The 25,333-nt window shown below is 71.5% G+C and carries 21 protein-coding genes; 10 read left to right on the forward strand and 11 right to left on the reverse strand.

The window, feature by feature from the left end; translation table 11 throughout:
* Positions 1-224: 224 nt before the first annotated feature.
* Both BLS95_RS02595 and BLS95_RS02600 read right to left on the reverse strand, forming a co-directional pair.
* A complete protein-coding gene (locus BLS95_RS02595; protein WP_218135552.1) occupies positions 225-1,598 on the reverse strand; it encodes an amino acid permease in 1,374 nt (457 codons plus the stop codon).
* A gap of 23 nt (positions 1,599-1,621) precedes the next feature.
* Complete coding sequence (locus BLS95_RS02600) at positions 1,622-2,755, reverse strand: aminotransferase class V-fold PLP-dependent enzyme (protein ID WP_090928685.1); 1,134 nt, start codon at positions 2,753-2,755, stop codon at positions 1,622-1,624.
* Positions 2,756-2,831: 76 nt separating this feature from the next.
* Between BLS95_RS02600 and BLS95_RS02605 the strand changes: the two genes are divergently transcribed.
* A complete protein-coding gene (locus BLS95_RS02605; RefSeq protein ID WP_090928688.1) occupies positions 2,832-3,368 on the forward strand; it encodes a helix-turn-helix domain-containing protein in 537 nt (178 codons plus the stop codon).
* A gap of 219 nt (positions 3,369-3,587) precedes the next feature.
* Positions 3,588-4,292 carry a DUF2306 domain-containing protein gene (locus BLS95_RS02610; RefSeq protein ID WP_090928691.1) on the forward strand — a complete coding sequence of 235 codons (705 nt, stop codon included), beginning with the start codon at positions 3,588-3,590 and terminating at the stop codon, positions 4,290-4,292.
* A gap of 49 nt (positions 4,293-4,341) precedes the next feature.
* Here BLS95_RS02610 and BLS95_RS02615 read toward each other — a convergent pair whose 3' ends face one another.
* The 3 genes from BLS95_RS02615 to BLS95_RS02625 all read right to left on the reverse strand — a co-directional run bounded on the left by BLS95_RS02615 (position 4,342) and on the right by BLS95_RS02625 (position 7,948).
* Positions 4,342-5,859, reverse strand: coding sequence for a hypothetical protein (locus BLS95_RS02615; protein ID WP_218135553.1), 1,518 nt, complete (start codon positions 5,857-5,859; stop codon positions 4,342-4,344).
* Between the two features lie 367 nt (positions 5,860-6,226).
* On the reverse strand, positions 6,227-7,324 hold the full coding sequence (locus BLS95_RS02620) for a hypothetical protein (protein ID WP_090928694.1): 1,098 nt from the start codon (positions 7,322-7,324) through the stop codon (positions 6,227-6,229).
* 249 nt (positions 7,325-7,573) lie between these two features.
* Positions 7,574-7,948 carry a MarR family winged helix-turn-helix transcriptional regulator gene (locus tag BLS95_RS02625; RefSeq protein WP_245764796.1) on the reverse strand — a complete coding sequence of 125 codons (375 nt, stop codon included), beginning with the start codon at positions 7,946-7,948 and terminating at the stop codon, positions 7,574-7,576.
* 141 nt (positions 7,949-8,089) lie between these two features.
* Between BLS95_RS02625 and BLS95_RS02630 the strand changes: the two genes are divergently transcribed.
* A complete protein-coding gene (locus tag BLS95_RS02630) occupies positions 8,090-8,503 on the forward strand; it encodes an organic hydroperoxide resistance protein (protein ID WP_090929184.1) in 414 nt (137 codons plus the stop codon).
* 6 nt (positions 8,504-8,509) lie between these two features.
* Here the strand turns inward: BLS95_RS02630 and BLS95_RS02635 are convergent, their stop codons facing one another.
* Entirely contained in the window at positions 8,510-9,394 is an 885-nt protein-coding gene (locus BLS95_RS02635) for an LLM class flavin-dependent oxidoreductase (RefSeq protein ID WP_090928700.1), read from the reverse strand.
* A gap of 106 nt (positions 9,395-9,500) precedes the next feature.
* On the opposite strand from BLS95_RS02635, the gene BLS95_RS02640 reads away from it, so the two are divergent.
* Positions 9,501-12,800: an AfsR/SARP family transcriptional regulator gene (locus BLS95_RS02640; RefSeq protein ID WP_090928702.1), complete on the forward strand. Its 3,300-nt coding sequence runs from the start codon at positions 9,501-9,503 to the stop codon at positions 12,798-12,800.
* A gap of 1 nt (position 12,801) precedes the next feature.
* Here the strand turns inward: BLS95_RS02640 and BLS95_RS02645 are convergent, their stop codons facing one another.
* On the reverse strand, positions 12,802-13,368 hold the full coding sequence (locus BLS95_RS02645) for a dihydrofolate reductase family protein (protein WP_090929186.1): 567 nt from the start codon (positions 13,366-13,368) through the stop codon (positions 12,802-12,804).
* Between the two features lie 432 nt (positions 13,369-13,800).
* Between BLS95_RS02645 and BLS95_RS02650 the strand changes: the two genes are divergently transcribed.
* The 3 genes from BLS95_RS02650 to argG all read left to right on the forward strand — a co-directional run bounded on the left by BLS95_RS02650 (position 13,801) and on the right by argG (position 18,222).
* Complete coding sequence (locus BLS95_RS02650; protein ID WP_090928704.1) at positions 13,801-15,027, forward strand: LamG domain-containing protein; 1,227 nt, start codon at positions 13,801-13,803, stop codon at positions 15,025-15,027.
* Positions 15,024-16,586, forward strand: a complete 1,563-nt coding sequence (locus BLS95_RS02655) for a beta-L-arabinofuranosidase domain-containing protein (RefSeq protein ID WP_090928706.1) — start codon at positions 15,024-15,026, stop codon at positions 16,584-16,586. The genes BLS95_RS02650 and BLS95_RS02655 overlap by 4 nt, the downstream gene beginning before the upstream one ends.
* Before the next feature lie 193 nt (positions 16,587-16,779).
* Positions 16,780-18,222 (forward strand): argininosuccinate synthase, encoded by a 1,443-nt coding sequence (gene argG / locus BLS95_RS02660; protein WP_090928708.1) that lies wholly within the window; start codon positions 16,780-16,782, stop codon positions 18,220-18,222.
* Between the two features lie 44 nt (positions 18,223-18,266).
* Here argG and BLS95_RS02665 read toward each other — a convergent pair whose 3' ends face one another.
* From BLS95_RS02665 to BLS95_RS02675, 3 genes are all read right to left on the reverse strand, one after another.
* A complete protein-coding gene (locus tag BLS95_RS02665) occupies positions 18,267-19,442 on the reverse strand; it encodes an acyl-CoA dehydrogenase family protein (RefSeq protein ID WP_090928711.1) in 1,176 nt (391 codons plus the stop codon).
* A gap of 122 nt (positions 19,443-19,564) precedes the next feature.
* Positions 19,565-19,933 (reverse strand): barstar family protein, encoded by a 369-nt coding sequence (locus BLS95_RS02670; RefSeq protein ID WP_090928712.1) that lies wholly within the window; start codon positions 19,931-19,933, stop codon positions 19,565-19,567.
* 7 nt (positions 19,934-19,940) lie between these two features.
* Entirely contained in the window at positions 19,941-20,354 is a 414-nt protein-coding gene (locus BLS95_RS02675) for a ribonuclease domain-containing protein (RefSeq protein WP_090928715.1), read from the reverse strand.
* A 246-nt stretch (positions 20,355-20,600) separates the two neighbouring features.
* Here BLS95_RS02675 and BLS95_RS02680 point away from each other — a divergent pair, with 246 nt between their 5' ends.
* On the forward strand, positions 20,601-22,316 hold the full coding sequence (locus BLS95_RS02680; protein ID WP_090928717.1) for an amidohydrolase family protein: 1,716 nt from the start codon (positions 20,601-20,603) through the stop codon (positions 22,314-22,316).
* A 707-nt stretch (positions 22,317-23,023) separates the two neighbouring features.
* On the opposite strand, the gene BLS95_RS02685 is transcribed toward BLS95_RS02680, so the two are convergent.
* Positions 23,024-23,644: a helix-turn-helix transcriptional regulator gene (locus tag BLS95_RS02685; protein ID WP_218135554.1), complete on the reverse strand. Its 621-nt coding sequence runs from the start codon at positions 23,642-23,644 to the stop codon at positions 23,024-23,026.
* Positions 23,645-24,151: 507 nt separating this feature from the next.
* Between BLS95_RS02685 and BLS95_RS02690 the strand changes: the two genes are divergently transcribed.
* Entirely contained in the window at positions 24,152-24,736 is a 585-nt protein-coding gene (locus BLS95_RS02690; protein ID WP_218135555.1) for a MarR family winged helix-turn-helix transcriptional regulator, read from the forward strand.
* A 263-nt stretch (positions 24,737-24,999) separates the two neighbouring features.
* Positions 25,000-25,308: a hypothetical protein gene (locus BLS95_RS02695; RefSeq protein WP_218135556.1), complete on the forward strand. Its 309-nt coding sequence runs from the start codon at positions 25,000-25,002 to the stop codon at positions 25,306-25,308.
* Positions 25,309-25,333: the final 25 nt, after the last annotated feature.

The raw sequence follows: 25,333 nt of genomic DNA on the forward strand, positions 1-25,333 counted from the left end.
GGCGGCGTCTACTACGGCCACCGCCCCGAAGGCTCCATGCACCGCTACCTCGACGCCAACCCCCACGACGGCAACGGCACAGACGTGGCCGGCCTCGGCACCGTCGACGCCGGCGGCTGGACCCAGACCCTGCTGTCCACCCAACCCGCCACCGTCACCGTCGGCTGAGACACCGGTAGCCGTGCTCCACCCGGAACGCCGGGCCGAGCACGGCTACCGTCGAGCTAGACCGTGGTCTTCGCGCGGCGGGAGGCGACGACGTACGCCACGCTGAGGATCACGAAGAACGGGACGCCCGCCCACCAGGCCGGCCGCAGGGCCGGGATGAACAGCGTCGAGATCAGCACCGCGGCGAGGAAGAGCATCACCAGCACCGACGTGACGGGCGCGCCCCAGAGCCGGACCGGGGACGGCGGCAGGCCCTGCGCGGCGCGGGTGCGCCGGAAGGCGTGGTGGGTCACCATGATCAGCAGCCACACCACCAGCGCGCCGAACACCGACACCCCGAACAGCGCCAGGTACGCCTGGCTCTCGTTCGCTCTCGAGACGATCGCGGCCAGCGCCAGGCCGAGCGCCGACAGCGCGAGCGCGTTGCGCGGCACCCCCGCCCGACTGAGCCGCCCGGTCCAGGCGGGGGCGTACCCGTTGGAGGCGAGCGAGTGAATCATCCTGGTGGTCAGGTAGAGGTTCGTGTTGGCGCTGGACAACGCGGCGGTCAGCACGACGAAGTTCATGATGGTGGCCGCGGCCGGGATGCCGGCGGCCGAGAACACGGTGACGAACGGGCTCTCGGTGACGGAGCCGCCCTGCGCGGTGACGGTCCACGGCACGACGGTGAGCACGACCGCGATGGCCAGCACGTAGAAGAGCGACAGCCGGGTGACCATGCGGCGGGCGGCACGCGGGATGTCGCGCGTCGGGTTCTCCGACTCCGCGGCGGTCATCGAGACGGCCTCGGTGCCGATGTAGCTGAACAGCACGAACACCATGGCCAGGAACAGCCCGTTCATCCCGTTGGGCAGGAAGCCGTCGTGCGCGGTGAGGTTCGAGACGCCGGTGGCCTCGGCACCGGGCAGGCCCACGGTGATGAGCACCACGCCGAGCAGGATGAACACGATGATGGCCACCACCTTCACCATCGCGAACCAGTACTCGACCTCGCCGAACAGCTTGACCGCGGCGGTGTTCACGGCCAGTACGACGACCGAGAAGACGGTGACGGGGAGCCACAGCGGCAGCGACGGCCACCAGAACTGTACGTAGATCCCGGCCGCGATGACCTCGCCGCCGATCGCGATGACCTGGATCGTCCAGTACGTCCAGCGGACCACGAACCCGGCCCACGGCCCCAGATAGCGGTGCGCGATGACCCCGAACGCGCCCGCCTCCGGATGGACCACCACCATCTCGGCCAGCGACCAGCCGATCACCAGCGCCACGCCCGCGCAGATGATGTAGGCGAGGATGGTCGCCGGACCGGCCTGGGAGATCGCCAGGCTGGAGCCGAGGAAGAGCCCGGTGCCGATGGCGCCGCCCAGCCCGATCATGGTGAGCTGGCGCCCGGTCAGCCTGCGTTGCAGGCCGGATTCGTTGTCCACGGAAGTCCCTTTCGCGGGGGTGATCAGCTCCTGCGGCAGGCGCTGATGGCTTCGACGACCGCGTCCACGTCGGAGCGGTCGTTGTAGTAGTGGAAGGACAGCCGCAGCAGGTCGCCCCGCGGTGCGGTCCAGATGCGGCGCTCGGCCAGCCGGGCGGCCAGCGCGTCCGGGGCGTCGTCGGCGATGGCCACCTGCGGGCCGCGGGCCCCCGCCGGGCTCGCCACCCGCTCGCCCGCCTCCGCCAGCCGCTCGGCCAGCTCCTCGACCAGGGCGGACACGTGCTCCTGTACGGCGTGCGGGTCGATCCGCTCGATGAGGTCGAAGCCGGCGTTGGCCGCGTACGCGGACGGGACGGGCGGCGTGCCGGTCTCGAAGCGCCGGGCGTCGCGGGGGAAGTCGAGCAGCCGGGGGTCGAACGCGAACGGCTGCGTACGGCCGAACCAGCCGGTGAGCTCGGGGTCGCGCTGCTGCTCCAGGCCGTCGCGGACGTACAGGAACGCGATGCCGGGCAGGCCGAGCAGGTACTTGAGCGATCCGGAGACCAGGTAGTCGACGTCGAGCCGCTTGACGTCGATGGGCGTGACGCCGGCGGCCTGGTAGGCGTCCACGAACACCCGCGCGCCCTGGGCGTGCGCCAGCCGTACCACGTCCTCGACCGGGAGGCGGGCGCCGTTGCGGTAGGTGTACAGCGGCACGGACACGAGGTTGACGGTCTCGTCGATGACCTCCTCGTACGCCTCGGCCGTGACGTTCTCGCCGGTGTCGGCCGCCACCCGTACCTCGGCGCCGCGCTGGCCCTGGGCCAGCCACACGTGCGCGATCGACGGGAACTCCAGGTCGTTGGTGACGATGCCGGGACGGCGCGACCAGTCGAGCGAGGCGGCGGCCTGGAAGGCGGCCTCAGAAGCGCACGACAGCACGGCCACCTCGTCCGGCTCGGCCCCGATGAGCCGGGCGAACCGCTCCCTGGCCCGACCGACCTGCCCCATCCACAGCTCCCAGGGCGCACCCTGGTCCTGCAGCGAGTGGCCGATCTCCTGCAGCGCGTACGCCAGCCGCGACGACAGGGCGCCCTGGCTGCAGCTCGCCAGATGCACGGAGTCGGCCAGGGGTGGGAACTCGGCCCGGAACTGGGTGGGGGTCAACATGTACGACATTTCGGGCACACTATCGGGCCGGATTTAACCAGGTCAATACGCCTTTAATGGGATTGACGGCAGGTAGGATCGGCGGGTGATTGGGGCCAGGATCAGGGAGCTTCGTACCGAGCGCGGGCTGACCCTCGCCCGGCTCGCCGCGGCGGCGGGTGTGTCCAGCGGGCTGATCAGTCAGGTCGAGCGCGACCTGGCCGATCCGAGCCTGGAGACGCTCAGGAAGATCGCGAAAGCCCTGGACCTGCCGCTGTTCAGCTTGTTCCAGGAGCCCGACGCGACCGCCGTGGCCGTGGTCCGGCGAGAGGCGCGGATGCAGGTCCGGTCACCGGTCGGCGGGGTCGTCTACACCCGCGTCTCGCCGGGGCACGGGCGGCTGGAGGTGCTGCAGGGTCACCTCGTGCCCGGCGGATGGTCGGCCGCCGAGCCATGGTCGCATCCGTCGGAGGAGTGCGTGCTCGTGCTGCGCGGACGGCTCGTGGTGGAGGTGTCCGGAGCCGAGCACCTGCTGGAGGCGGGGGACAGTTGCTACTTCGACTCCTCCCTCCCGCACCGCTACCTGAACCCCGGCACCGAACCGGCCGACTTCCTGATCACCGCCACCCCGCCCAGCTACTGACCGGCCCGAGCCCCCTCCTACACCGGTCGGTGTAGTGGAGGTGTCGCCCCAGGGCCGATGAGCCGCGCCTTCGCCGTGGCGCATGCTGAGCAACAGTGGGCCGCGTAACCGACGGCAGCCGGCACGGCCGAGGGTTCTCGCTCGCGCACGGCGACGCCGTCAGCACTTCGACCGTCCCGCGGCGCTCATCACCGGACCCCTCGAACGTAGCGAGACCTCATGATCCTCCGCAGAAGCGGACCAGCCCCCGCCAAAGCGGCCTTCGCCGTAGCAGCCACCGCCAAGCCCGCCACCGCCCGTCGGATCTGGCTGATGCTCGTCGTCGCGGTGGCGTTCGGCGCCGTGCTCGTCAGTCCCTACCTCGGGCTCGACCTCGCGGGCAGCCGGATCGACGTGCGCGGCCCTGTGCACTACTACCTGCTCGTCACGCACGTCTTCACCGCGCTGGTCGCGCTCGTGCTGGGCCCGTTCCAGTTCGTCCCGGCGGTCCGGGCGCGGGCCCGGTTGCACCGGACGATCGGGCGCTGCTACCTGCTGGCCGGGGTGCTGCCCGGCGCGCTGACCGGGGCGCCGGTCGCCCTGCTCTCGGGCCGCCTCATCACGCAGGTCGGCCTGGTGATCCCGTCCGTGCTGTGGCTCGTCACCGGCTGGCTCGCCTTCCTGGCCGCCCGCCGCCGCGACTTCGTACGGCACCGGAACTGGATGATGCGCAACTACGCGCTCACCTTCCTGGCCGTCACCTCGCGCGTCGTGGTGCCGCTGCTCCTGCTGTCTCAAGTGCCGTTCGGGGCGTCCCCGGCCTCGATCGGCGCCGGCGCCCAGTCCATGATCCCGATCGGGCAGGTGCTCGGCTGGGTGATCAACCTCGTCGTGGTGGAAGTCATGATCAGGCGGTCCGGAGCCCGGCTCCGCAGTCCTGCGTGACGAACCGCGGGAGGCGCCTGTCTGGGCGGCGCCTCCCGCGGCCGGCCGGTCAGGCGGTGTCGGCGACGACGTGGATGAGGTTACGACCCTGGCCGACGATGGCCAGCCGCCAGGCGTCGAACGTGGCGTCGCTCGGGTTGAAGTCGGTCTCGAAGTGCTGCATGTCGGGCGTGTGGATGTGACCGGCCGGGATGTCCAGCCCCATCCGGTCGCGGAGGAGCGTGTTGCGGTACGCGCTCTCGTTCGACAGGTAGTTGCCGCCACCACCGCTGTAGGAGCACGATCCGGCGCTCGGCGGGACCGGGGCGGTGGGCGGCGGGAACTCGGTGGGCGGCGGGCTGTTGCGCGTCACGCGAGCCGTCGAGGCGCAGTCAGGGAACTCCGTGTAGTTGGTGTGCCAGACGACGCCGAAGGCGACCGACGGGTCCGGCCACGTGTCACCGGGCGGCCGGGGAATCGAGGCCCCCGTGTTGGCCTGGATCATCTCGGCGATCGGCAGCGTCGCGCTGGTCCACTGCGGCGGGTTGGTCAGGCTGAACTGGCCGGGACCGCCCCAGCGTTCCACCACGGTGGCGTTGCACCCGTTGTTGTTCACCGCGAGCTGCGGCACGCCGTTGACCGCCGGGCACGGCCGGAAGTTGTCGTTGCCCAGGGAGACGCCGTGGTAGCGGCCGTTCCACTGCTCCAGGTTGAACACCGCGCCGCCGGCCTGGCTCACGGTGATGGACGCGTCCACCTGCCTGGGCCCGGGACGCATGAAGGGCCCGACGGTGTCCTCCAGGTATCCGCGCTGGAACTCGGGATAGCTGACGGGAAGCGTGTAGGCCTCGATCCGCGCGAGCTTGCCGCTCTTCGTCCGGTATGTGGTGCCGTCGAGGGCGAGCGCGGTCGCGCCGGAGGGGTTGCCGTGCCGGATGTTGTTGCCCACCGTCCCGGAGGCGGTGCCGGTCGTGCCGCCGTCGAGCGTGTAGGGGTCGAAGCCGCTGACGATGACGCGCTTGACTCCCTTCCCGCTCGGCAGGTCGATGTCGAACATGCCCCGGGAGGCCCGGTCGAACGTGGTGATCAGCTCGGTCCGGTCCGTGCCGGACAGCCGGAACCCCGGTGTCCACTGCCGCAGGGCGGCGGTCGACTCCAGGCGGGTCCAGTAGAGCGGGCGGTCGTCGCTGTACGGGAGGTCGCCCTCGACGTGGTTCGGGCGTTGCGCCCGCCGTACGGCGTCCTTCCAGAGCGCCTCGCCCTTCTGCCGGACGAGCGCGGTGGCGGCCTTGAGGCTGCGCGTCCGGCACAGGTCACGGGTCAGGGCCGGGGCGAAGTCCTGGAAGCCACCGCCCTCGATCATCTGCCGCGCGAACGACCGCGACTGCGGCACGGACGGGTCGGCGTTGTCGGGAAGGGTGGAGACGAGCCGGCTCTCCTCCACCGAGAGCGGCACGCCGGAATCGAGGCATTCGGAGCCGCGGTCGTCGCGCGCCGCGGCCGGACCGGCCGTGACGAGGGCGAACGCGGTCACGACCGCCATGGCCAGCACGCTGGTGGCGGCGGACTCAGGTCGTAGGTACTTCATTGTGAGCGCTTCTCCTCATGAGCTTCCGCTCCCTGAAGGGATGTTTGCAGCACGAAGTTGTCGGGACAGAGGGGGTGACTGCTACGGCGGCGCGATGATGCTCGCGACCCCGTAGCTACAGGGCGGTCGAAACGCGGACCCGTATGCGGATTCGTGGACAAAGCGGGCGCTTCTTGCCATAAAGCCCGAAGACGGCCCGACTTTATAGAATCGTTCAACAATCCGTCAAGAGGACAACACCTTACCGACCGGCGCCAGAAACAAGCCGCCGGTCGTCCGGCACGCGGCTTACTTCGGGTCCTCATCCGGAGGCACCGAACGTGGCCTCAGGCGGTTCGACTGACCCGACTGGTGCCGTGCCTGCCCGTCACAGCAGGCGGGCGCGATGGGCGGCGGCCTCCCGCCGGAGTTCGGCGAGGAACGCCTCTGTGCGGAGGCTTTCCCGCGAGCCCTCCTCGACGTACTGCTGGTACGTCAGCAGGCAGTCGCGAATGCCGTACAGGAGGTTCTCCAGGAGGTCGAGGGCCGGGCGGGCGGGGTCGAGCGGGCTGATCGCCAGGCATACGGTGTCGAGCTCCAGGTGGACCTCGGCGGGAGCCTTGTCGATGAGCTGCTCGGCCGCGAAGATGCGCGGCTCGGCCTCGGACACGCCGCACAGGTGGCCCTCGGCGACGAGGAGGGCGTGGCGGATCAGCGGCATGACCGCCTGGCGGGGCGAGGTGCCCCCGCAGATGGTCGCCGTGATCTCCGCGATGCTCTCCGGGGCGAGCGGCTTGGCGGGGTCGGTCCCGGTCACGATCTGCGCCGGGTGCAGGCTGGTGAGCCGGGCGGTGACGGTGACCGCGGCGTGCAGCCAGTGGGCGGCGGCGATCGCGGCCGCGGCCGGGTCGATCTGGGTGAACAGCGCCTCCGGGCCGAACGGGTGCTCGCGCAGCAGCGTGTCCGCCTGGGCGACCTGGAGCGGCGAGGCGTCCTCGCGGCTGAGAGCGACGGCCTGCTGGGCGCGCCGGGACAGGTCGCCGCGCTCGGCCTGTTCGACGGCGGCCAGCTCAGTGCTGACGTCGGCGACCACGGCCTCGGTGAGCGGGGGAGCGTCGAACGCGCGCAGGGCCTCGCCGACGCGGTGGGCGATCTCCTCGATCTTGGTGACCTCGGGGGACGACGCACCCGTGGCGGGCCGGTCGGCGCCGGTCAGTGCCGGGACGACGGCGGCGAAGGCGTCGCGCTCGCGTTGCCGGTGCCAGCCCAGGCTGCCGGGTCCGTGCCGGTCGGCCGTGCTGGCCGGATGGGTGTAGCAGCGCCAGCAGGTCTGGGACAGCTCGGTCAGGAACGCGGCCAGGCGCAGGGTGTCCCGGTCGGCAGAGGCGGGCGGGAGGTCCGCCACGGAGCCGGCCGCGTCTCCGATGCCGGTGCTCCAGTGGGCGATGAGCACGTTACGGGCGTGGTCGACGGAATACCGGGTCACGCGGTCTCCTCGGGCCAGGGAGAGCAGGGGTGGAGCGTGAGCTATGCCCAGGATGCTTGATCGGTCACCCCCGTGGAGGGATTTCCGGCGAGTGCGGGTCGCTGGTCAGCGGTTTTGTCGCAAGCGCGGCAAACGTCCCGCCCGACGGCCGGCGCCGTCCCTCCCGGCGCCCACCTCCGGGCCGAGGGCCGGGGGCGGAAGGGGCCGTCGGACGGGCCGAGGGTCAGGGCGGGCCGGAGGGTCGTCGCGTCAGGAGACGGCCTGTGTCAGGGATCGGGTCATCCGGGTGAGTGTGCCGCTCAGCTCGAGCACTTCGCTCAGCTCCAGCCCGGTGGCCTCGAGGATCCGGCCGGGCACCCGGGTCGCGGCCTGCCGCAGCTCCGTGCCCTGCTCCGTGAGCCGGACCAGCACCGACCGCTCGTCGCTCGCGCTGCGCTCGCGCCGGACGAACCCGGCCGCCTCCAGCCGCTTGAGCAGCGGCGACAACGTGCCGGAATCGAGCCGGAGCGCCGCCCCCAGCTCCTTGACCGTCACCTGGTCCCGCTCCCAAAGGACGAGCATCACCAGGTATTGCGGATAGGTCAGCCCCAGCTCGGCCAGCTCGCGCCGGTAGACGCCGTCCATGGCCCGGGCGGCGGCGTGCACGGCGAAGCACACCTGATTGTCGAGCAGTAACGCGTTCACGTGCCCCAGCATACCCCGAGTTGACGGCGGCCAATTAAATTGTGCACAATCAAGTTGTACGCAATGGATGAGGAGCACATCATGAGCACCCTTTACACCGCTGTCGCCACCGCCACGGGCCGCGACGGGCGGGCGGTCACCAACGACGGCCGCCTCGACGTGACCCTCGCCCCGCCGCGGGAGATGGGCGGCACGGGCGAGGGCACCAACCCTGAGCAGCTCTTCGCCGCCGGTTACGCCGCCTGTTTCGCCAGCGCGCTCACCCTTGTCGCCAAGCGCATGAAGGCGGACGTGTCCCAGGCGTCGGTCACCGCCGAGGTCGGCCTCGGCCCGAACGGCGACGGCGGCTTCGCCCTGTCCGCCACCCTCCGCGTGGAGCTGCCCGAGGAGTTGCAGGGCGAGAGCGGCCGCGCGCTCGTGGAGGCCGCCCACCAGGTGTGCCCGTACTCGAACGCCACCCGCGGCAACATCCCGGTCAACCTGATCGTCGAGTAGGCCCGGCTACCGCTCCGCGAGGTGGTGGGTGGCCGTGACGAAGTCCAGCGCGCCGGACGGCATCCCTCTCAGGTCGTCCGCGCGCGGCCAGTGCAGGCTGACCTCGTCGAAACCCAGGTCGCGCAGGCGGCCGGCGAAGTCGGCGTAGCGGTCCGCGCTGTCGAAGGGCCAGGTCATGTCCAGCGGCACCTGCGCGATCCGGCGCAGCGCCGCCGCCGGCCGCCCCGCCGCGTCGAGCGCCGTGGTGAGTGCCCTGCCCTGCCGGTCGAGCCCCTCGTACCAGGCGTCGGGGTCGTCCTCCCGCCGGTAGGGGCCGTAGCTGATCCAGGACTGGCCGTACCAGGCCGCCAGCCGCAGCGCCCGCGGGCCCGCCGCGGCCACGGTCAGCGGGACACGCGGTCGCTGGACGCAGCCGGGGATCTGGCGCGCCTCGACGGCGCTGTAGAGCGTGCCGCGCACCGTGCTGATCTCGTGCGTGAGCAGGTGGTCCAGCAGTTCGAGCCACTCCTCGAAACGCTCGGCGCGTTCGCGCAGGGAGCGCGGCGGGTCGCCGAGCACGGCGGCGTCCGGGCCCTCGGCCCCGGCCCCCACGCCGACCTCCAGCCGGCCGCCGCTCAGGTGGTCGAGCGTCATGAGCTCCTTGGCGAACGTGACGGGGTGGCGGTAGTTGGGCGTGGCCACCTGCGTGCCGAGGCGGACCCGGGAGGTGGCCACGGCGGCCGCCGCCAGCATCGGCACGGCGGCATGCCACGGCCGGTCCTTGAGATGGGTCCAGGTCAGGTGGTCATAAGTCCACACCGTGCGTACGCCGGTGTCCTCGGCACGCCGTACGTCGGCGACGAAGGCGGCGGGATCGCGGTCGGGAAGCACGAGGACAGACAGGTCGAGCAAGGGAAATCCTCAGGGTAGGGGCACAGGTACAATGTCACACTGCAATCGGCCGGTCAATGTCCTGCCCCGCGTCCCGGCAGGCTGCCAGGGCCCGTAGCCTTGGGTGATGCGATTAGGGGTGCTGGGGCCGCTGGCCGTGTGGACCGACCAGGGCGAGCCGGTCCAGATTCCCGGCCGCATGGTCCGGGCGCTGCTGGCCGACCTGCTGGTCCACGAGGGACATCCGGTGTCGGTGGACCGGTTGGTCGAGGACCTGTGGGGCGAGACGGGGCCGGCCGACCCGGTGGCCGCCCTCCACGTACGGGTCTCGCAACTGCGCCGGGCGCTGGCCGGGGCCGAGCCCGGCGGCCGGGAGCTGGTGGCCTCCCAGGCTCCCGGATACGCGCTGCGCGCGGGACCCGACGCGGTGGACGCGGCGAGGTTCGCGAGCCTGGCCGGGCAGGCCCAGGCCGCCGCGGATCCCCGGACCAGGGCCGGACTGCTGGCCGAGGCGCTGAAACTGTGGCGGGGACCGGCTCTGGCCGACTTCTCCGACGAGGAGTTCGCCAGGGCGGCCGTGGCCCGGTGGGAGGAGCAGCGGCTGGCCGCGGTGGAGGCGTACGCCGAGGCCCGGCTGGAGCTGGGCGAGCACCGCGAGCTGGTCGGCGAGCTGGGCGAGGAGGTGGCCCGGCACCCCTACCGGGAGCGGCTGCGGGCGGCCCACATACGTGCCCTTCACCGGGCAGGCCGGACGGGCGAGGCCCTGGCCAGCTTCCAGGAGCTGCGGCACCTGCTCGCCGACGAGCTGGGCCTGGACCCCAGCCCGGAGCTGGTCGCGCTGCGTCAGGCCGTCCTGGCCGGGGACCCGGCCGAGGACGCGCCGGTGGCGGCGCCGCGGCCGGTCAAGCCCACCACCAACCTGCCGGCTCCCGTGACCCAGCTGATCGGCCGCGACCACGCCGTCCAGCGGGTACGCGAGCTGCTCGCGGCCGGCCGGCTCGTCACGCTCACGGGCCCCGGCGGGGTGGGCAAGACCAGCGTGGCCCTCGCGGTGGCGCGGGCCGAGGCCGAGACGTACCCGCAGGGCGTCTGGCTGGTGGACCTGACCAGCTGGGACGGGCAGGGCGACCCGGCCGAGCCGGTGCTGTCCGTGTTGTCCATCCCGGACGCCCCGGGCGGCGCCGAGCCGGACCGCGAGCGGCTGGCGGCCGCCCTGCGGGAGCGGCGGACGCTGCTGGTGCTCGACAACTGCGAGCACGTGATCGAGCCGGTGGCCGGGCTGGTCGCGGCGCTGCTGCCGGCCGTGCCCGGGCTGCGGGTACTGGCGACCAGCCGGGAGCCGCTGCGGCTGCGCGGCGAAGCCCGCTGGGAGCTGCCGCCGCTGGACGTGCCCGACACCGACGACCCGGCTCGGCTGGCGCACTCGGCCGCCGTGCGGCTGTTCCTGGACCGCGCCGGGATGACCGCCGAGCCGGCGGCCCTGGCCGGCGTCGCCGAGGTGTGCCGCCGGCTGGACGGCATCCCGCTGGCGCTGGAGCTGGCCGCCACCCGGGTCCCCGTGCTGGGCGTGCCCGAGCTGGCGGCCCGGCTGCGGGTGCCCACGGACCGGTTCGGGGTGCTGGGCAGCGGGCCGCGCGACGCGCCGGCCCGTCAGCGCACCCTGGCCGCGGTGATCGACTGGAGCTGGCGGCTGCTGACCGAGGCCGAGCGGGCCGTGCTGCGCCGGCTGGCCGTGCACGCGGGCGGCTGCACGCTGGCCGCCGCCGAGGAGGTGTGCGCCGGGGACGGGGTCGCCGCCGGCGAGGTGCTGGACCTGCTGGCCGGGCTGGTGGACCGCTCGCTCGTGGTACGCGGCGACGGGCCACGGTTCCGGCTGCTGGAGTCCGTCTCGGCGTACTGCCTGGACCGGCTGCGCGAGAGCGGCGAGGAGGCGGTCCTGCGGCGCCGGCACGCCGACCACTACCTGGCCCTGGCCGAGCGGGCCGAGCCGCGGCTGCGCGGGCGGGACCAGCGGGAGTGGCTGGGCCGGCTGGACGCCGAGGCCGCGAACCTGCGGGTGGCGCTGGACACGTTCCGCCGCGAGGGCGCGGCCGAGCCGGCGTTGCGGCTGGCCGGGGCCCTGGTGTGGTACTGGTTCCTGCGCGGCCGGCTCACCGAGGCACGCCGGGCGCTGGCCGGCGCACTGGACGTGCCGGGCGAGGCGCCCGCCACGATCAGGGCCGCCGCCGAGGCCTGGTACGCGGGCCTCACGATCCGGCAGGGGCAGGCCGATCCGGAGCGGGTGGCGCAGGTGCTGGCCGAGTACGAGAGGGTGGCCGACCCGGTCGGGCGGGCCAGGGCCGAGTGGTTCCTGGCCACGGCGGTCATCGACTTCGGCGACACGGAGGCCACCAGGACGCTGCTGGAGCGGGCCCTGGACACGTTCCGGGCGGCCGGCGACGGGTGGGGCGAGGCGGCGGCGCTGAGCAGCCGCGCCATGCTCGCGCACATGCGCGGCGACCCGGCCGCGCTGGAGCACGACGCCCGGCGGGCCGCCAAGCTGTTCGGCGAGCTGGGCGACGACTGGGGGGTGCTGCAGGCCACGGACTGGCTGATCGGCCTGGCGGACCTCACCGGCGACCACGCGGAGGCCGCCCGTATGAGCCGGGCCGACCTGCGGACGGCCGAGGAGCTCGGGTTGTGGTCCGACGTGGCCGGCCGGCTGAGCTGGCTGGCGTGGACCTCGGTGCAGGCGGGGGAGCACTCGTCCGCCCTGGAGTACGCCGAGCAGGCCAGGGCGCTGGCCGCCGAGCAGGGGGAGCGGTCGGGGGAGGCGTTCGCCGCCATCGGCCTGGCCTTCGCCGCCCGCCGCGCCGGACGGCTCGACCTGGCCGAGGAGCAGCTGCGGTGGCTGCTGGAGACCGCCCGGCGGCAGCAGGGGGACGGGGGCCGGCCGCCTTACCTGTCGATGGTGCTGTCCGAGCTGGGGTTGCTGGCCTGGCAGCGCGGCGATCCGGCCGCGGCGCTGACCTGGCTCCGGGAGGCTTTCGACGTCCACCGGGACCAGGGCTCGGTGCAGGGCATGGCGCTGTCACTGGCGGGCCTGGCCGCCGCCCTGGTGGCGAACGCCGCCCCGGACCCGGCCGCGGAGCGGGCGCCCTGCGGCCGGCCGGATTCGGCCGCGGGGCCGGCGGCGGGCGATCGGGCGGCCCTGGCCGCGGAGCCGGGGCTGGCGGCGCGGTTGGTCGGGGCGGCCGAGGCCGCCCTGCGCGCGGACGGGCGGCCGCTGTCCGCCGCCGAGCGTGAGGAGCTGGCCCGGCTCTCGGCCGCGGTCAAGTCCGCCGAGCCGGGCTTCGCGGACCAGTTCGCCCGCGGAGGCGAGCTCACGCTGGAGCAGGCCCGGCGCCTCGTGGACGGTGAGCTGCCTGGGCACGTAGTGGACGGGTGAGCTACCGGGGCACGTAGACGTGGACGACGAGCCCGGAGCCGAACTGGTTCACCTCGGCCAGCTTCAGGTGGGTGGTGTCGAACCCGGCGCCCTCGAACAGGTGCTTGCCCGCCCCGACGATGACCGGGAAATACCAGAAGTGGAACTCGTCGACCAGGCCGTGCTCGACCAGGGTGCGATCCAGCTCGCCGGTGCCCCACTTCAGGATGGTGCCGCCCGGCTGCTCCTTGAGCTTGGCGACCTCCTCGGCCACGTCGCCCTTCAGCAGGGTGGCGTTCCAGGTGGTCTCGGTCAGGGTCCGGGAGGCCACGTATTTCGGCAGCCCGTTCATGAGGTCGGCCTGCTCGCCATCGCGTGCCGACCACGCCTCCGCGAAGCCCTCGTACGTCACCCGCCCGAGCAGCATGGCATCCGCGGAGGTCATCAGTTTGCCGGCGTAGCCGGCGTGGTCCTCGTCCCAGTACGGCTGGCACCAGTGCTGCGGCTCCGCCCGGGAGGCCGTGGACGGGCGGGTGTCGTCGATGATGCCGTCCAGCGACACGAACGTGGACTCGATGAGCTTGCGCATGGTGGTTCCCTCCGGTCTGTGCCGGCGGCCCCGCGCCGCCTGCCCCATGACCATCAGCCTGCCGGGAGGCCCTTACCGTTTCCTTCCCACGCCCCTACCGGGCGCCTTCCGCGGCACTTTCCACGCCGCCGCCGGGCGGGGGAGTGGTCACTCTCAGCCTCTTGACGGCTGCAATGAGATCGTTAACACTCCCGACATATGGGCGCAGAACAGCCGACGCCGTCGACCACCCGGTGGCCACGGGTCGTTCGGCGGCGGCGGCCGGAACGGGCGCCGCGCGGCCCCCGACCATCGTTTCCCCAGCCCTTCGACCTGCACTGATCCGGCGCGAACACACCATGCCAGCCGGTCCGACGACTTGAATGTTAGCGCTAACATGCTGCCCCTCAGCACGGAACACCCCGCATCCCGAGCAAGGAACAGGACGATGCCATGACCGACATGATGCCCAGGCGCGAGGCGCTGCGACTGGCGGCCTTAGCCGCCGCCACCCCGTCCGCGATGGCCCTGACCGCCACCGCCGCGACCGGACCGGCCCAGGCCGAGACCCGGGCCGCGGCCCCGCAGCGGAACGACCCGCCGACGCCCGGCAGCTGGATCGTCAAGCCGTTCGCCAACGACCAGGTCACGCTGGGCGAGAGCCTGTTCAGCGCCAACCGTGACCGGATGCTGAACTTCCTGCGCGCCTACCCGGCCGACCGCATGCTGGCCAACTTCCGGGCCAACGCCGGGCTGGACACGCTGGGCGCCCAGCCGCCCGGTGGCTGGGACGACGCGACCGGCAACCTGCGCGGCCACTACAGCGGGCACTTCCTCAGCGCCCTCGCCCTGGCGTACGCGGGCTCCGGCGACGCGTTCTACAAGGACAAGGTCGACTACATGGTCACCGCGCTGGGCCAGTGCCAGGACGCGCTGGCCGCCAGGGTGGGGGAGCCCGCGCCGCCGCCCAAGCCCGTGGCCCGGGTGGAGGGCAGGTTCGGCCGGGCGGCCAAGCTGGACGGCCCCCAGTACGTGTCCCTGCCCGCCGGCATCGTGAGCGGCCTGGACGACTTCACCATCGCCATCTGGGTGAACCCGGCGGCGATCACCACCTGGTCCAGGATCTTCGACTTCGGCGCCAACACCACCCGCAACATGTTCCTGGCCATCAGCGCGGGCTCGGGGCCACGGTTCGCCATCACCACCAGCGGCGGCAACGGCGAGCAGCGCGTCAACGCCACCGGCCAGCTGCCCGCGAACCAGTGGAGCCACGTCGCGGTCACCCTCTCGGGCGGCACCGGGACGATCTACGTCAACGGCGCGCCGGTGGGCACGAACACCGCCATGACCCTCCGGCCGTCCAGCCTCGGCTCGACCGCCAACAACTGGATCGGCAAGTCGCAGTACGGCGACGCGTACCTGAGGGCCTCGGTGGACGAGCTCCAGATCTACGACCGGGCGCTGAGCCAGGCGGAGATCACGGCCCTGACCACCAGCGCGGACGGCGGGCTCGGCGGCGGGAACGTCGCGTGGTACCGCTTCGACGAGGAGAGCGGGGAGAGCGCGGGCGACTCCTCGGGCCGGGCGGCGGACGCCCGGCTGGTCTCCGAGCCGACCGGCGCCCCCGGCCCGAGTTTAAAAACCCCCCCATCTGGGCGCCCTACTACACCTGCCACATGATCATGAGAGGGCTGCTCGACGCCTACCAGCACGCCGGTAACCAGCAGGCGCTCGACATCGTGCTGAAGATGGGCGACTGGGTGCACAGCAGGCTCGGTCACCTGCCCCGGGCCCAGCTCGACCGCATGTGGGGCATCTACATCGCCGGCGAGTACAACGGCATGAACGCGGTGATGGCCGACCTCCACGCCCTCACCGGCAAACCGGAATACCTCGCGACGGCCAAGTGCTTCGACAACACCACCCTCCTCACGGCCACCGCCCCCAACCAGGACAAGCTCAACAGCAAACACGCCAACCAGCACATCCCCCAGTTCATCGGCTACCTGTCCATCTACGAGCGCAACCAGGAACGCCACTACTACAACGCCGCCGTGAACTTCTGGGACATGGTGGTGCCGTACCGGATCTTCACCGACGGCGGGCTGGCCGGCCCGACCGACAACGGCGAGCTGTTCGGCGAGCGTGGCGTCATCGTCGGCACCCTGGGCACCAACAACGCCGAGACCTGCTGCAACTACAACATGCTCAAGCTGAGCCGGGCCCTGTTCTTCCACACCGCGAACCCGAAGTACATGCAGTACTACGAGCGGGCCCTCTACGGCCAGATCCTCGCCTCCCGCCAGCACGCCGACAGCGCCACGAACCCGCTGCTGACCTACTTCATCCCGATGCGGCCGGGCGCCTCGCGGAGCTACGGCAACCTCGGCACCTGCTGTGGGGGCACCGGCCTGGAGAGCCACACCAAGTTCCAGGACTCGATCTACTTCCGGTCGGTGGACGACTCGACCCTCTACGTGAACCTCTACCTCGCCTCGGAGCTCAACTGGGCGGAGAAGGGCTTCGTGATCAAGCAGTCCACGAACTACCCGGCCGACCCCGCGGGAGTGACGACCCTGACGGTGCAGGGCAAGGGCCGGCTGGCCGTGAAGCTGCGGGTGCCGTACTGGGTGGAGAAGGGCTTCACGGTCCGGGTCAACGGGGACGAACAGCGGCTCGACGCCAGGCCCGGCGAGTACGTGACGATCAACCGGCAGTGGCGGCGCGGCGACACGATCAAGATCACGATGCCGTTCACCCTGCGCATCGAGAAGGCCCTGGACATCCCCACCACCCAGAGCATCGCCTACGGCCCCGTGCCGATGGTCGCCAAGAGCGACGAGACCACCTTCCGCGAGTTCTCCTTCTACAAGGACTTCACCCTGTCCGGCGACCTCACGCGGGCCGTCACCCAGACAGCCCCCATGACCTTCACCGCGGGTGGCCTGCCGCTGGTCCCCCTCTACATCAACAACACCGACCGTTACCACGCCTACTTCCACCGGGTCGAGCCGACCATCGTCTTCGGCCGGATCGACTCCGGCGTGCCGAACACCGCGCGCCCGGACTCGGTGTCGTTCCTCGACGCGGTCTGGGCCCGGGCGCCCTTCAAGGACCAGGGCCGCTTCGTCTCCACGGTCGGCCATACGGCGGACGAGTGGGTCGCGGCCGGCCTGATGACCAGGGCGCAGAAGGTCGCGGTCGTCACCGCGGCCGCCAAGGCCAGGCTTCCCCGCTGACCCGCCACCCACCGTGACCCGTGACCGCCGCCCCGCCCGGGCGGCGGTCACGAATCACCGCGAGCGGATCTACCGAATACTTCGATCAGGGCCTTCACCAGCGGATATGCGGGTAGCGGGGAGGTCACGGCGGCACTGGTCAGCGATCGTACCCGTTGCATGGTCATGCACTCTTGTGTATATACTTCTGCTCGTGTCCAAAGTACTCAGCTCTCTTCCTGTCGGCGAACGTGTCGGGATCGCCTTCTCCGGCGGCCTAGACACCTCGGTCGCGGTCGCGTGGATGCGCGAGAAGGGTGCCGTGCCGTGCACCTACACCGCCGACATCGGCCAGTACGACGAGCCCGACATCGGCTCCGTGCCCGGTCGCGCCTCGGCGTACGGCGCGGAGGTCGCCCGGCTGGTCGACTGCCGGGCCGCCCTCGTGGAGGAGGGGCTCGCGGCCCTGGCGTGCGGCGCGTTCCACATCCGCTCCGCCGGTCGCGGCTACTTCAACACCACCCCGCTCGGGCGGGCCGTCACGGGCACCCTGCTGGTCCGCGCGATGCTCGAGGACGACGTGCAGATCTGGGGCGACGGCTCCACCTTCAAGGGCAACGACATCGAGCGGTTCTACCGCTACGGCCTGCTCGCCAACCCCGCCCTGCGGATCTACAAGCCGTGGCTGGACGCCGACTTCGTCAGCGAGCTCGGCGGGCGCAAGGAGATGTCGGAGTGGCTGGTCGCCCACGGCCTGCCCTACCGGGACAGCACGGAGAAGGCCTACTCTACCGACGCGAACATCTGGGGCGCCACCCACGAGGCCAAGGCGCTGGAGCACCTCGACGCGGGCATCGAGACCGTTGAGCCGATCATGGGCGTGCGGTTCTGGGACCCCGCCGTCGAGATAGCCACCGAGGACGTCACGATCGGCTTCGAGCAGGGGCGGCCGGTGACGATCAACGGCAAGGAGTTCGCCTCCGCCGTCGATCTGGTGCTGGAGGCCAACGCCATCGGCGGGCGGCACGGCATGGGCATGTCCGACCAGATCGAAAACCGGGTCATCGAGGCCAAGAGCCGGGGCATCTACGAGGCTCCGGGGATGGCGCTGCTGCACGCGGCATACGAGCGGCTGATCAACGCGATCCACAACGAGGACACCCTGGCCGCCTACCACAACGAGGGGCGGCGCCTCGGCAGGCTGCTCTACGAGGGCCGCTGGCTGGACCCGCAGGCGCTGATGCTGCGCGAGTCGCTGCAGCGCTGGGTCGGCACGGCGGTCACCGGCGAGGTGACGCTGCGACTGCGGCGCGGCGAGGACTACTCGATCCTGGACACCACCGGCCCGGCCTTCAGCTACCACCCGGACAAGCTCTCCATGGAGCGGACCGAGGACTCGGCCTTCGGGCCGGTCGACCGCATCGGCCAGCTCACCATGCGCAACCTCGACATCGCCGACTCGCGCGCCAAGCTGGAGCAGTACGTCGGGCTCGGCCTGGTCGGCAGCCCGCACCCGATGCTGGTCCCGCAGGCGGCCCCGACCGGGCTGATCGGTGAGATGCCCGAGGGCGGGGCGGAGGCCATCGCCTCCCGGGGCGAGGCCCAGGAGGACGACGAGCTGCTCGACCTCGCCGCGATGGAGTCCGGCACCGACTGACGACCGGCGGACATTCGCGTTGTGAAGGCGGTGGCCTTTGCCGGCTACTCAAGGGCGAAGAGCGCCCAGGACTGTCCCTGGGCCAGGCCGGCCAGCTCACGGCCGCACTCCTTGAGCAACCGCGGGCCCGAGCTGATGTGCGCGGTGCCCGCGTGGACGTCCCTGAACAGCCGCTGGATCAGCCCGTCGCGCAGCGCCGAGGTGCCGCCCGAGGCGTAGACGAACCGGGCCACCTCGGCGGCCGTCCAGGTGATGTGGTTGAGCGCGAGCCGCACCATCGTCTCCTCGCGTACGTCGAGGTGGCGACCGGAGTCCAGGGTGCGTTCCGTGTCGGCCCACGTCTGGTGCACCAGTGCCCTGGCCGCACGGAACCCGGCCTCGGCGCGGGCGAAGTCGGTGTGGAAGGCGTCGCTGTCGGCGATCTGGCCGGGCCGCCCGGCCCGCGCCCCGGCGTACCGGACCAGCTCGTCGAGCAGCCGGCGGCCGACGCCCAGCGCCCAGCCGGAGTGGCAGATCAGCGACTGGTCGAGCACGCCGAGCCGGTAGACGGCGCCGCCGCGCAGCGGCTCGTCCTCGGTGGCGACATGCGTCCACGACTCCGGTACGAAGACCCCGTGGATCGCGTAGTCGATGCTGCCGGTCGCGCGCAGGCCGAGGACGTCCCAGTTGCCGAGCATCTCGACGTCCTCGATCGGGGTGATGAAGATCCGGGCCTCGTCGGTGCCCTCGACGGTGCCCTCGACAGTGGCGAGGCTGTGCGCGTACTGGGCGTGTGGCATGCCTGAGGCGAAGCTCCACTGTCCGCTGAGGCGGAAGCCGCCGTCCTCGCGTACGGCGGTGCCCGGCCGGGTGCCCTGACCCGCGATGAGCGGCGTACGCGGGCCCCTGAAGATCCGCTCGACGGCGTCGTCGCCCAGGTAGGCGCCGGCGGTGCCGTTCTCCAGGGTGGTGGCCATGACCACCCAGCCCGTCGAGGGGTCGGCGTAGGAGAGCTCCTCGAAGACGTCGAGTAGTTCCCTGGGGGACAGCTCGGCGCCCCCGAGCGGCGCCGGCACCCAGATATCGAAGAGACCTGCTTCGTGCAGGGCGTCCACGACGGGGGTGGTGAGCCTGCCCTGCGCCTCGGCCGCGGCCGCCTCGCGCTCGATCAGCGGGCGCAGGCCGCGGGCCCGGTCCAGCATGGCGGTGCCGGCGGTGTGCAGTCGCGGTGTGACACTCATGTCCTGATGCTCCTGTTCCTGATCGTCGGCGCTCCTCCTTCCGTCAGATCACGTCGGCGACAGCTTGTCCAGGGCAGTGGCCCGTCAGGGCAGCGCGGCGGCTTGTCCAGGGCGGTGGCCCGTCAGGGCAGCGCGGCGGTGGTCCGCCGCCGCAGGTGCTCCTCGTGGGCGGGGTCGGTGCACAGGGTCACGGTGAGCCCGGACGCGGCGTTGCCGGCGAGGATGTCCAGCAGCACGGTGAGCTGCTCGGGGGGCTCCTCGGCGAGCAGGTCCTCGGCGTGCGTCACGGCCAGGGCGACGGGTCCGACGTCGCGCAGGGAGTCGGTGAGCGCGTCCCAGTTGCGGCCGAAGTAACCGGGAAGGCGCAGAACCCGCGCCACCTCCTCGAAGAAGGCGGCGCGGGTCCGGCAGGCCCGCCCGTCCAGCACCGCGGGCGCCGGGCCGGTGGACACCGTCAACCAGGGCGGCAGCGGACGTGCGGCGGCGGTCATCGGGATCCTAGAGGCGGTAGAAGTCGGTGTAGTGGTTCGGCGAGAACCACGTCACGCCGGTGCTGCGGTTGACGACGATCCGGTAGGCGTCACGCGCGGCGCCGCGCGCCCGGGAGTAGACGTCGTACTCATAGTAGGTGGCACCGCTGGGGAGCTGGCCCTCGCGGTTGTAGAAGCGTCCGCCGGTGTAGTTGTAGCGGCCGTCGGGCCAGGAGTACCAGCCGGCGGAGGTGGGGTAGCCCTTGGACGACCAGGTCGCCCTGGCGGAGCGGGCGTCGGCGCAGCGGGAGATGGTGCAGGAGCTGTAGACCGCGGCGTTGGCCGGGACGATGCCGACCAGGCCGATGAGGGAGACGACGGCGGTGAGGACGACGGTGAGCCGGGCCGGCCAGGACGGTCCGGGGCGGTGGGGAGTGGGCACGAAGCCTCCTTGCGGGCGGTGCGACGGACACCGCAATGATCACCGCCACCTCTGACTAATGACAATAAGCTGGCGTCAAAGGGACGGTGAATACTTTACGGACACCCGCTGTGCCCCGATCGTCAGCGGGCGTCATGGGCCACGTCGCGCCGGGCGCGGATGGCGGAGTCCGGCTTTGATCTTTACGGACGGGCCGCAACGGAAGATTATTTCGGGGTAAACCTCCACGTACGTGAGGAGTAAGGCGTGTCCCTCGACAGGCGCACCCTCCTGCAGACCGCCGGCCTGACGGCCGGCCTGATCGCCCTTACCCCCTCTGCCGCCAACGCCGACGTCCTGACCGCCGCCGACCCCACCCCGCCCCGCGGCAAGAACGAGGGCAAGGGCCCCTTCAGGAAGCTCGTGATCCGCGGGGTCAACGTGATCGTCGGCGCCGGGGGCGAGGTCGTTGGCCCCGTCGACATCGTCGTCAAGCGCAACCGCATCGACGAGATCATCCGGATCGACCCGAACGCCCCCAGGCGCCGCAAGCCGCACGACGCCGACCACGAGATCGACGCCACCGGCATGTGGGTCATGCCGGGCCTGGTGGACGAGCACACCCATACCGGCACCGGCAACACCCCCCGCACCTACGCCTACAAGCTGTGGCTGGCCCACGGGGTCACCACGGTCCGCGGAGTGACCCTGGCGGCGAACGCCGACGCCGTACGCGACAGGGAGGCCGGCGAGCGCAACGAGATCGTCGCGCCGCGCATCGTGAACTACCAGACCCCGGGCAGCGGCTGGGACGGCGGCCAGGTCGACTCCCCGGAGAAGGCCGCCGCCTGGGTCTCCTGGGCGGCCGCGAACGGGGTGGATGGCATCAAGTTCTTCGGCGACCGGGTGTACGGCCGGCCGGAGATCGAGGTCATGATCGCCGAGGCCCGCAAGCGGGAGCTCGGCACGACCATGCACCACTCGCCGCCGATCTACAAGCAGCTCAACGCGGTCGAGTCCGGCAGGCTCGGGCTCGGCACGGTCACCCACTTCTACGGCCACTTCGAGTCGCTGCTCAAGGAGGGCCGCGAGCATCCCAAGCCGCCGGGCTACGACTACAGTAACGAGGCCGCCCGCTGGCGTGGCGTCGCCACGGTGATCGACTACACCTACCCGCCGGGATCGCCGCAGTGGCGGGCGTACCTGGAGGAGCAGCTGGAGAACAAGGTCAACTTCGGCCCCACCTTCGGGGTCTACCTGGCCGGGCGCGACCTGGCCAGGGTGCGCGGGCTCGACTGGCATCCGCGCTTCGCGCTGCCCACCATCTGGGACTTCTGGGAGCCGAGCCCGCAGGCGCACGGGTCGTTCTACTACGACTGGACCAGCGAGGACGAGGCCAGCTGGAAGCGCTTCTACCAGCAGTACTTCCAGCTGATCCACGACTACAAGGAGATGGGCGGGCGCATCCTGGGCGGCACCGACCCGGGCTTCATCTACAACCTGTACGGTTTCGCCAACATCACGGAGTTGGAGATGCTCCGGGAGGCGGGGCTCAGCGCGCTGGAGGCCATCGAGGCCATGTCCGGAAATGTCGCCCAGGCCCTCGCCGACCCGCGCGGCGAACGCCCCGAGTACGGCACCGTCAGACCCGGTATGTACGCCGACCTCGCCGTGGTCCCGTACAACCCGCTGGAGGACCTCAAGGTCCTCTACGGCACCGGCGCCACCCGGCTGGACGCCACGACCGGCGACGTCAGGCGCATCGGCGGCGTGCAGTGGACGATCCGCAACGGCGTCGTCTACGACGCCAAGAAGCTGCTCGCCGACGTGGCCGACATGGTGAAGGCACAGAAGGCGGCCGGCGCCTGCAGCAACGTCGACCCCGACTGGAGCACCTACGGCCCTTGCGGCGGCAGCGCAGGCGCCGACATCCCACCCCCAGCCAAGCCCGCCGCCCGACCCACCATCCCAAGCCGGCCCTGACCGCCGGCCCTTCCCGCCGCCCACCGACGGCCCGATCCCTTACCCGATTTCCAGGCCCCCCGAGCTTTCGACCGTTGGCCCTGAAGTGAGGCGGTCGCCGACGTTCGCTGCCGGATTTCCCGGCAGCGAACGCTTTTCTTCAGCAGAACACCCCCACGACACCCGCATCCACGCCTCCACAGAGGAGCCTTCCATGGACGTGGCCCCTCACGGAGGACCTCCCACGGACGCATCTCCCAAGGAGGGGGCCTTCCGCGGGCGGGTCTCCCAAGGAGGGGCCTTCCACGGACGCGTCCCCGAGGGAAGGACCTCTCAGGAAGGAGACCTTCCACGGACGCGTCTCCCGCGGACGTGTCTCCCGCGGACGTGTCTCCCGCGGACGTGGCCTCTCACGGACGCGTCTCCCACGGACGTGGCCTCTCACGGAGGGGCCTCCACGGACACGTCTCGACGGAGGGGCCTCCCATGGACCGTCTCTTCCGGAGGGGGCCGTCCACGGACGCATCTCCCACGGAGGGACCTTCCACGGAGGGGCCTCCGGCGGAAGGGCCTTCTATGGACGTGGCCTTTCACGGAGGAAGCCTTCCACGGACGCGTCTCCCTCGGGGGCCTCCCACGGAGGGGGCTCCGACGGAAGGGCCTTCCCACGGACGCGCCTTCCATGGAGGCGCCGTCACATTCGGCGGCACCCAACCGGGGGGAGCGGCTCAGGACTTGTACAGGAGCGACAGCGGCGGCTTCTGCGCATCCCGATCGAGCAACTGCGTGGCCGTACGCCCGACGTAACGGGTCAGCGACCGGGCCAGGTGCGGTTGGTCGAAGTAGCCGAGCAGGTGGATCACGTCGTGGACCGGCGTCCCCTCCCGGATCAGGATCGCCGCCTGGCGAGCACGGTCGATCTGCCGGATGGCACCGCGGGTGAGTCCGGTGGCCGCCACGAAACGCCGCTGGAGCGTACGTTCCGACACATCCGGCGTCGCGCCCCGCACCACCGCGGCGACGACCCGATCGAGGGCCAGGACCTCCTCGCGCACCATCCGCGCGACGAACGCCTCAGCGTTGTCATAGCTGGGAAGATCCCAAGCCGATCCTTTCAGCCAGAACGACCTCCGCGTCGCGTCGGGAATCTCCGCGATGCCGTCCACGAGCCGGTTGGCCGGGAGATGCGGCATCGAGGTGCCGAGCGAGAAGCTGATCCCGAAAAATGTGGACTCTTCGGGGACCGGAGCATGGCCGGCCCTCGTCTCGGGCCCTACGACCGCCACGCTGACCCGGCCGCGGTGCTCCCAGAAGACCAGATCCCAATGCGACGCTGCGACCGCCGTCATCTGATCGACACCCTGGCTGCGGCTACGCCAAACCCGCTCGATGTACGGCGAGTCGGACGGCCGACTCTCGACGTCCAAGCCCATCCGAGTCCATCCTCCTCGCTCCCCGGCACCACACGGAAGCCGTCGCGCCCCCGCCCCTGACGCCCCCCGCGCCAAGCCGCACCCCAGAACCTACGCCGACAGGCGAGGGGAGACTACACCGCCCCACCCACCCCCTCCCCGGCCCCACCCACCCGCCCTTTCGCCCCACCCATCCGCTCCCCAGGCCCACCTGCCTTTCCAGCAGGCCGGGATTCCCATTCCTCAGCGCCGTCGCCACCACGTTCAGCGAACCTCCACTTCGGTGCCGGCGAGGGACCACCGCGACCACCCCCGCGCCCACCCCCGCGACCACCCCCGCGCCCCCCACTCCGGGGCGTCACTTCGCCCGCTCTGGTGGCCATTGCCAAAATCGAGAAGCTGGTACTAATCTTCTTTATTACTATGAATGACGTACATAATTTGATGCGTGACTCAGGCGGCCTGCTCTACGACCCCCGGGTCCGGGCCGCGATGAACCAGTTCACCGATAGTGACGGCGATGTCGATGCCGACCTGCTCGCCTTCGAAGCGGGTGCCGCCGTCCGCACCGCCTACCACGCGGTCGAGCGCATGCGGGCCCACGGCTCCGAGGGCAGAGGGGTCAGCGCGGGCGCGCTGGACCTGCTGCTCCGGCTCAGCACCGGCGACCAGGGGATCAGCATCGGTGACCTGGCCAGGGCCGCCGGGGTCAGCTCCCGTAACGTCACCGGCCTGGTGGACACCCTGGAACGCGACGGGCTGGTGCGCCGGGTCCCCGATTCGAGCGATCGGCGCTCGGTCCTGGCCGAGATCACGCCCGCCGGGCGGGACTGGATCGCCGCCTTCCGCGAGCCGTCCCGGCGCGCCATGCGGGCCATGTTCCACGGGTTCACACCCGACGACCTGGCCGTCTTCCGTGACCTCTGCCTACGACTGGCCACCAACCAGCGCCGCATCGCCGACCACCTGCGCCAGGCCGACCCAGCCGTGACCATCACGCCCCCGAACCGGACTGGCTCCCAGCTGTGACCACCACATCTTCCGCGCCAGGCCAGCTCCCAGCCGTGACCATCGCGCCCCCAAACCAGGCCGGCTCCCAGCCGTGACCATCACAACCTCCCGCGACCAGGCCAGCTCCCAGCCGTGACCATCGCGCCTCTCGCGCCAGGCCGGACCCCTGTCATCACCACGACGCCCCCGCAACAGATCGGACGCCGACCATGACCACCGCATCTCAGGACCGAACTCGCCACGCCGTGCGCGGATATCACGAAGCCCGTTTCAGGGGTGACGTGGCCGCGGCTGCCAGCCATCTGGGACGACCCTTTCGCTTCCAGAGCCCGTTCATCACCTCCGACGACCCGGAAGGACACCTGGCGACACTGCCGGGGTTCGTGTCGATCGTGACCGGCGTCGAGCTCATCAGCGAGTTGTACGGCGAGACCGAGGCGACGCTCGTCTACGACGTGCACACCGCGACACCGGCCGGAACGCAGCGCACGGCCGAGCACTTCCGCCTGAGCGACGGCAAGATCGCCTCGATCCTCCTGGTGTTCGACACCTCGCCCTGGCAGCCCATGAAAGCCCACATCCAGCCGTGAAGCGCGGGCACCGGAGACCACTCCG

Source organism: Nonomuraea jiangxiensis, from assembly GCF_900099965.1.
In the GTDB taxonomy this organism is placed as follows: Bacteria; Actinomycetota; Actinomycetes; order Streptosporangiales; family Streptosporangiaceae; genus Nonomuraea; species Nonomuraea jiangxiensis.

Excerpts from the sequence above, each read along its gene's own strand:
- BLS95_RS02600 (WP_090928685.1), bottom strand. The coding sequence starts at position 2,755 with ATGTCGTACATGTTGACCCCCACCCAGTTCCGGGCCGAGTTCCCACCC.
- BLS95_RS02610 (WP_090928691.1), top strand. The coding sequence starts at position 3,588 with ATGATCCTCCGCAGAAGCGGACCAGCCCCCGCCAAAGCGGCCTTCGCC.
- BLS95_RS02615 (WP_218135553.1), bottom strand. The coding sequence starts at position 5,859 with ATGAAGTACCTACGACCTGAGTCCGCCGCCACCAGCGTGCTGGCCATG.
- BLS95_RS02625 (WP_245764796.1), bottom strand. The coding sequence starts at position 7,948 with ATGGACGGCGTCTACCGGCGCGAGCTGGCCGAGCTGGGGCTGACCTAT.
- BLS95_RS02630 (WP_090929184.1), top strand. The coding sequence starts at position 8,090 with ATGAGCACCCTTTACACCGCTGTCGCCACCGCCACGGGCCGCGACGGG.
- BLS95_RS02640 (WP_090928702.1), top strand. The coding sequence starts at position 9,501 with ATGCGATTAGGGGTGCTGGGGCCGCTGGCCGTGTGGACCGACCAGGGC.
- BLS95_RS02645 (WP_090929186.1), bottom strand. The coding sequence starts at position 13,368 with ATGCGCAAGCTCATCGAGTCCACGTTCGTGTCGCTGGACGGCATCATC.
- BLS95_RS02650 (WP_090928704.1), top strand. The coding sequence starts at position 13,801 with ATGACCGACATGATGCCCAGGCGCGAGGCGCTGCGACTGGCGGCCTTA.
- BLS95_RS02655 (WP_090928706.1), top strand. The coding sequence starts at position 15,024 with ATGATCATGAGAGGGCTGCTCGACGCCTACCAGCACGCCGGTAACCAG.
- BLS95_RS02665 (WP_090928711.1), bottom strand. The coding sequence starts at position 19,442 with ATGAGTGTCACACCGCGACTGCACACCGCCGGCACCGCCATGCTGGAC.
- BLS95_RS02670 (WP_090928712.1), bottom strand. The coding sequence starts at position 19,933 with ATGACCGCCGCCGCACGTCCGCTGCCGCCCTGGTTGACGGTGTCCACC.
- BLS95_RS02685 (WP_218135554.1), bottom strand. The coding sequence starts at position 23,644 with ATGACGGCGGTCGCAGCGTCGCATTGGGATCTGGTCTTCTGGGAGCAC.
- BLS95_RS02690 (WP_218135555.1), top strand. The coding sequence starts at position 24,152 with ATGCGTGACTCAGGCGGCCTGCTCTACGACCCCCGGGTCCGGGCCGCG.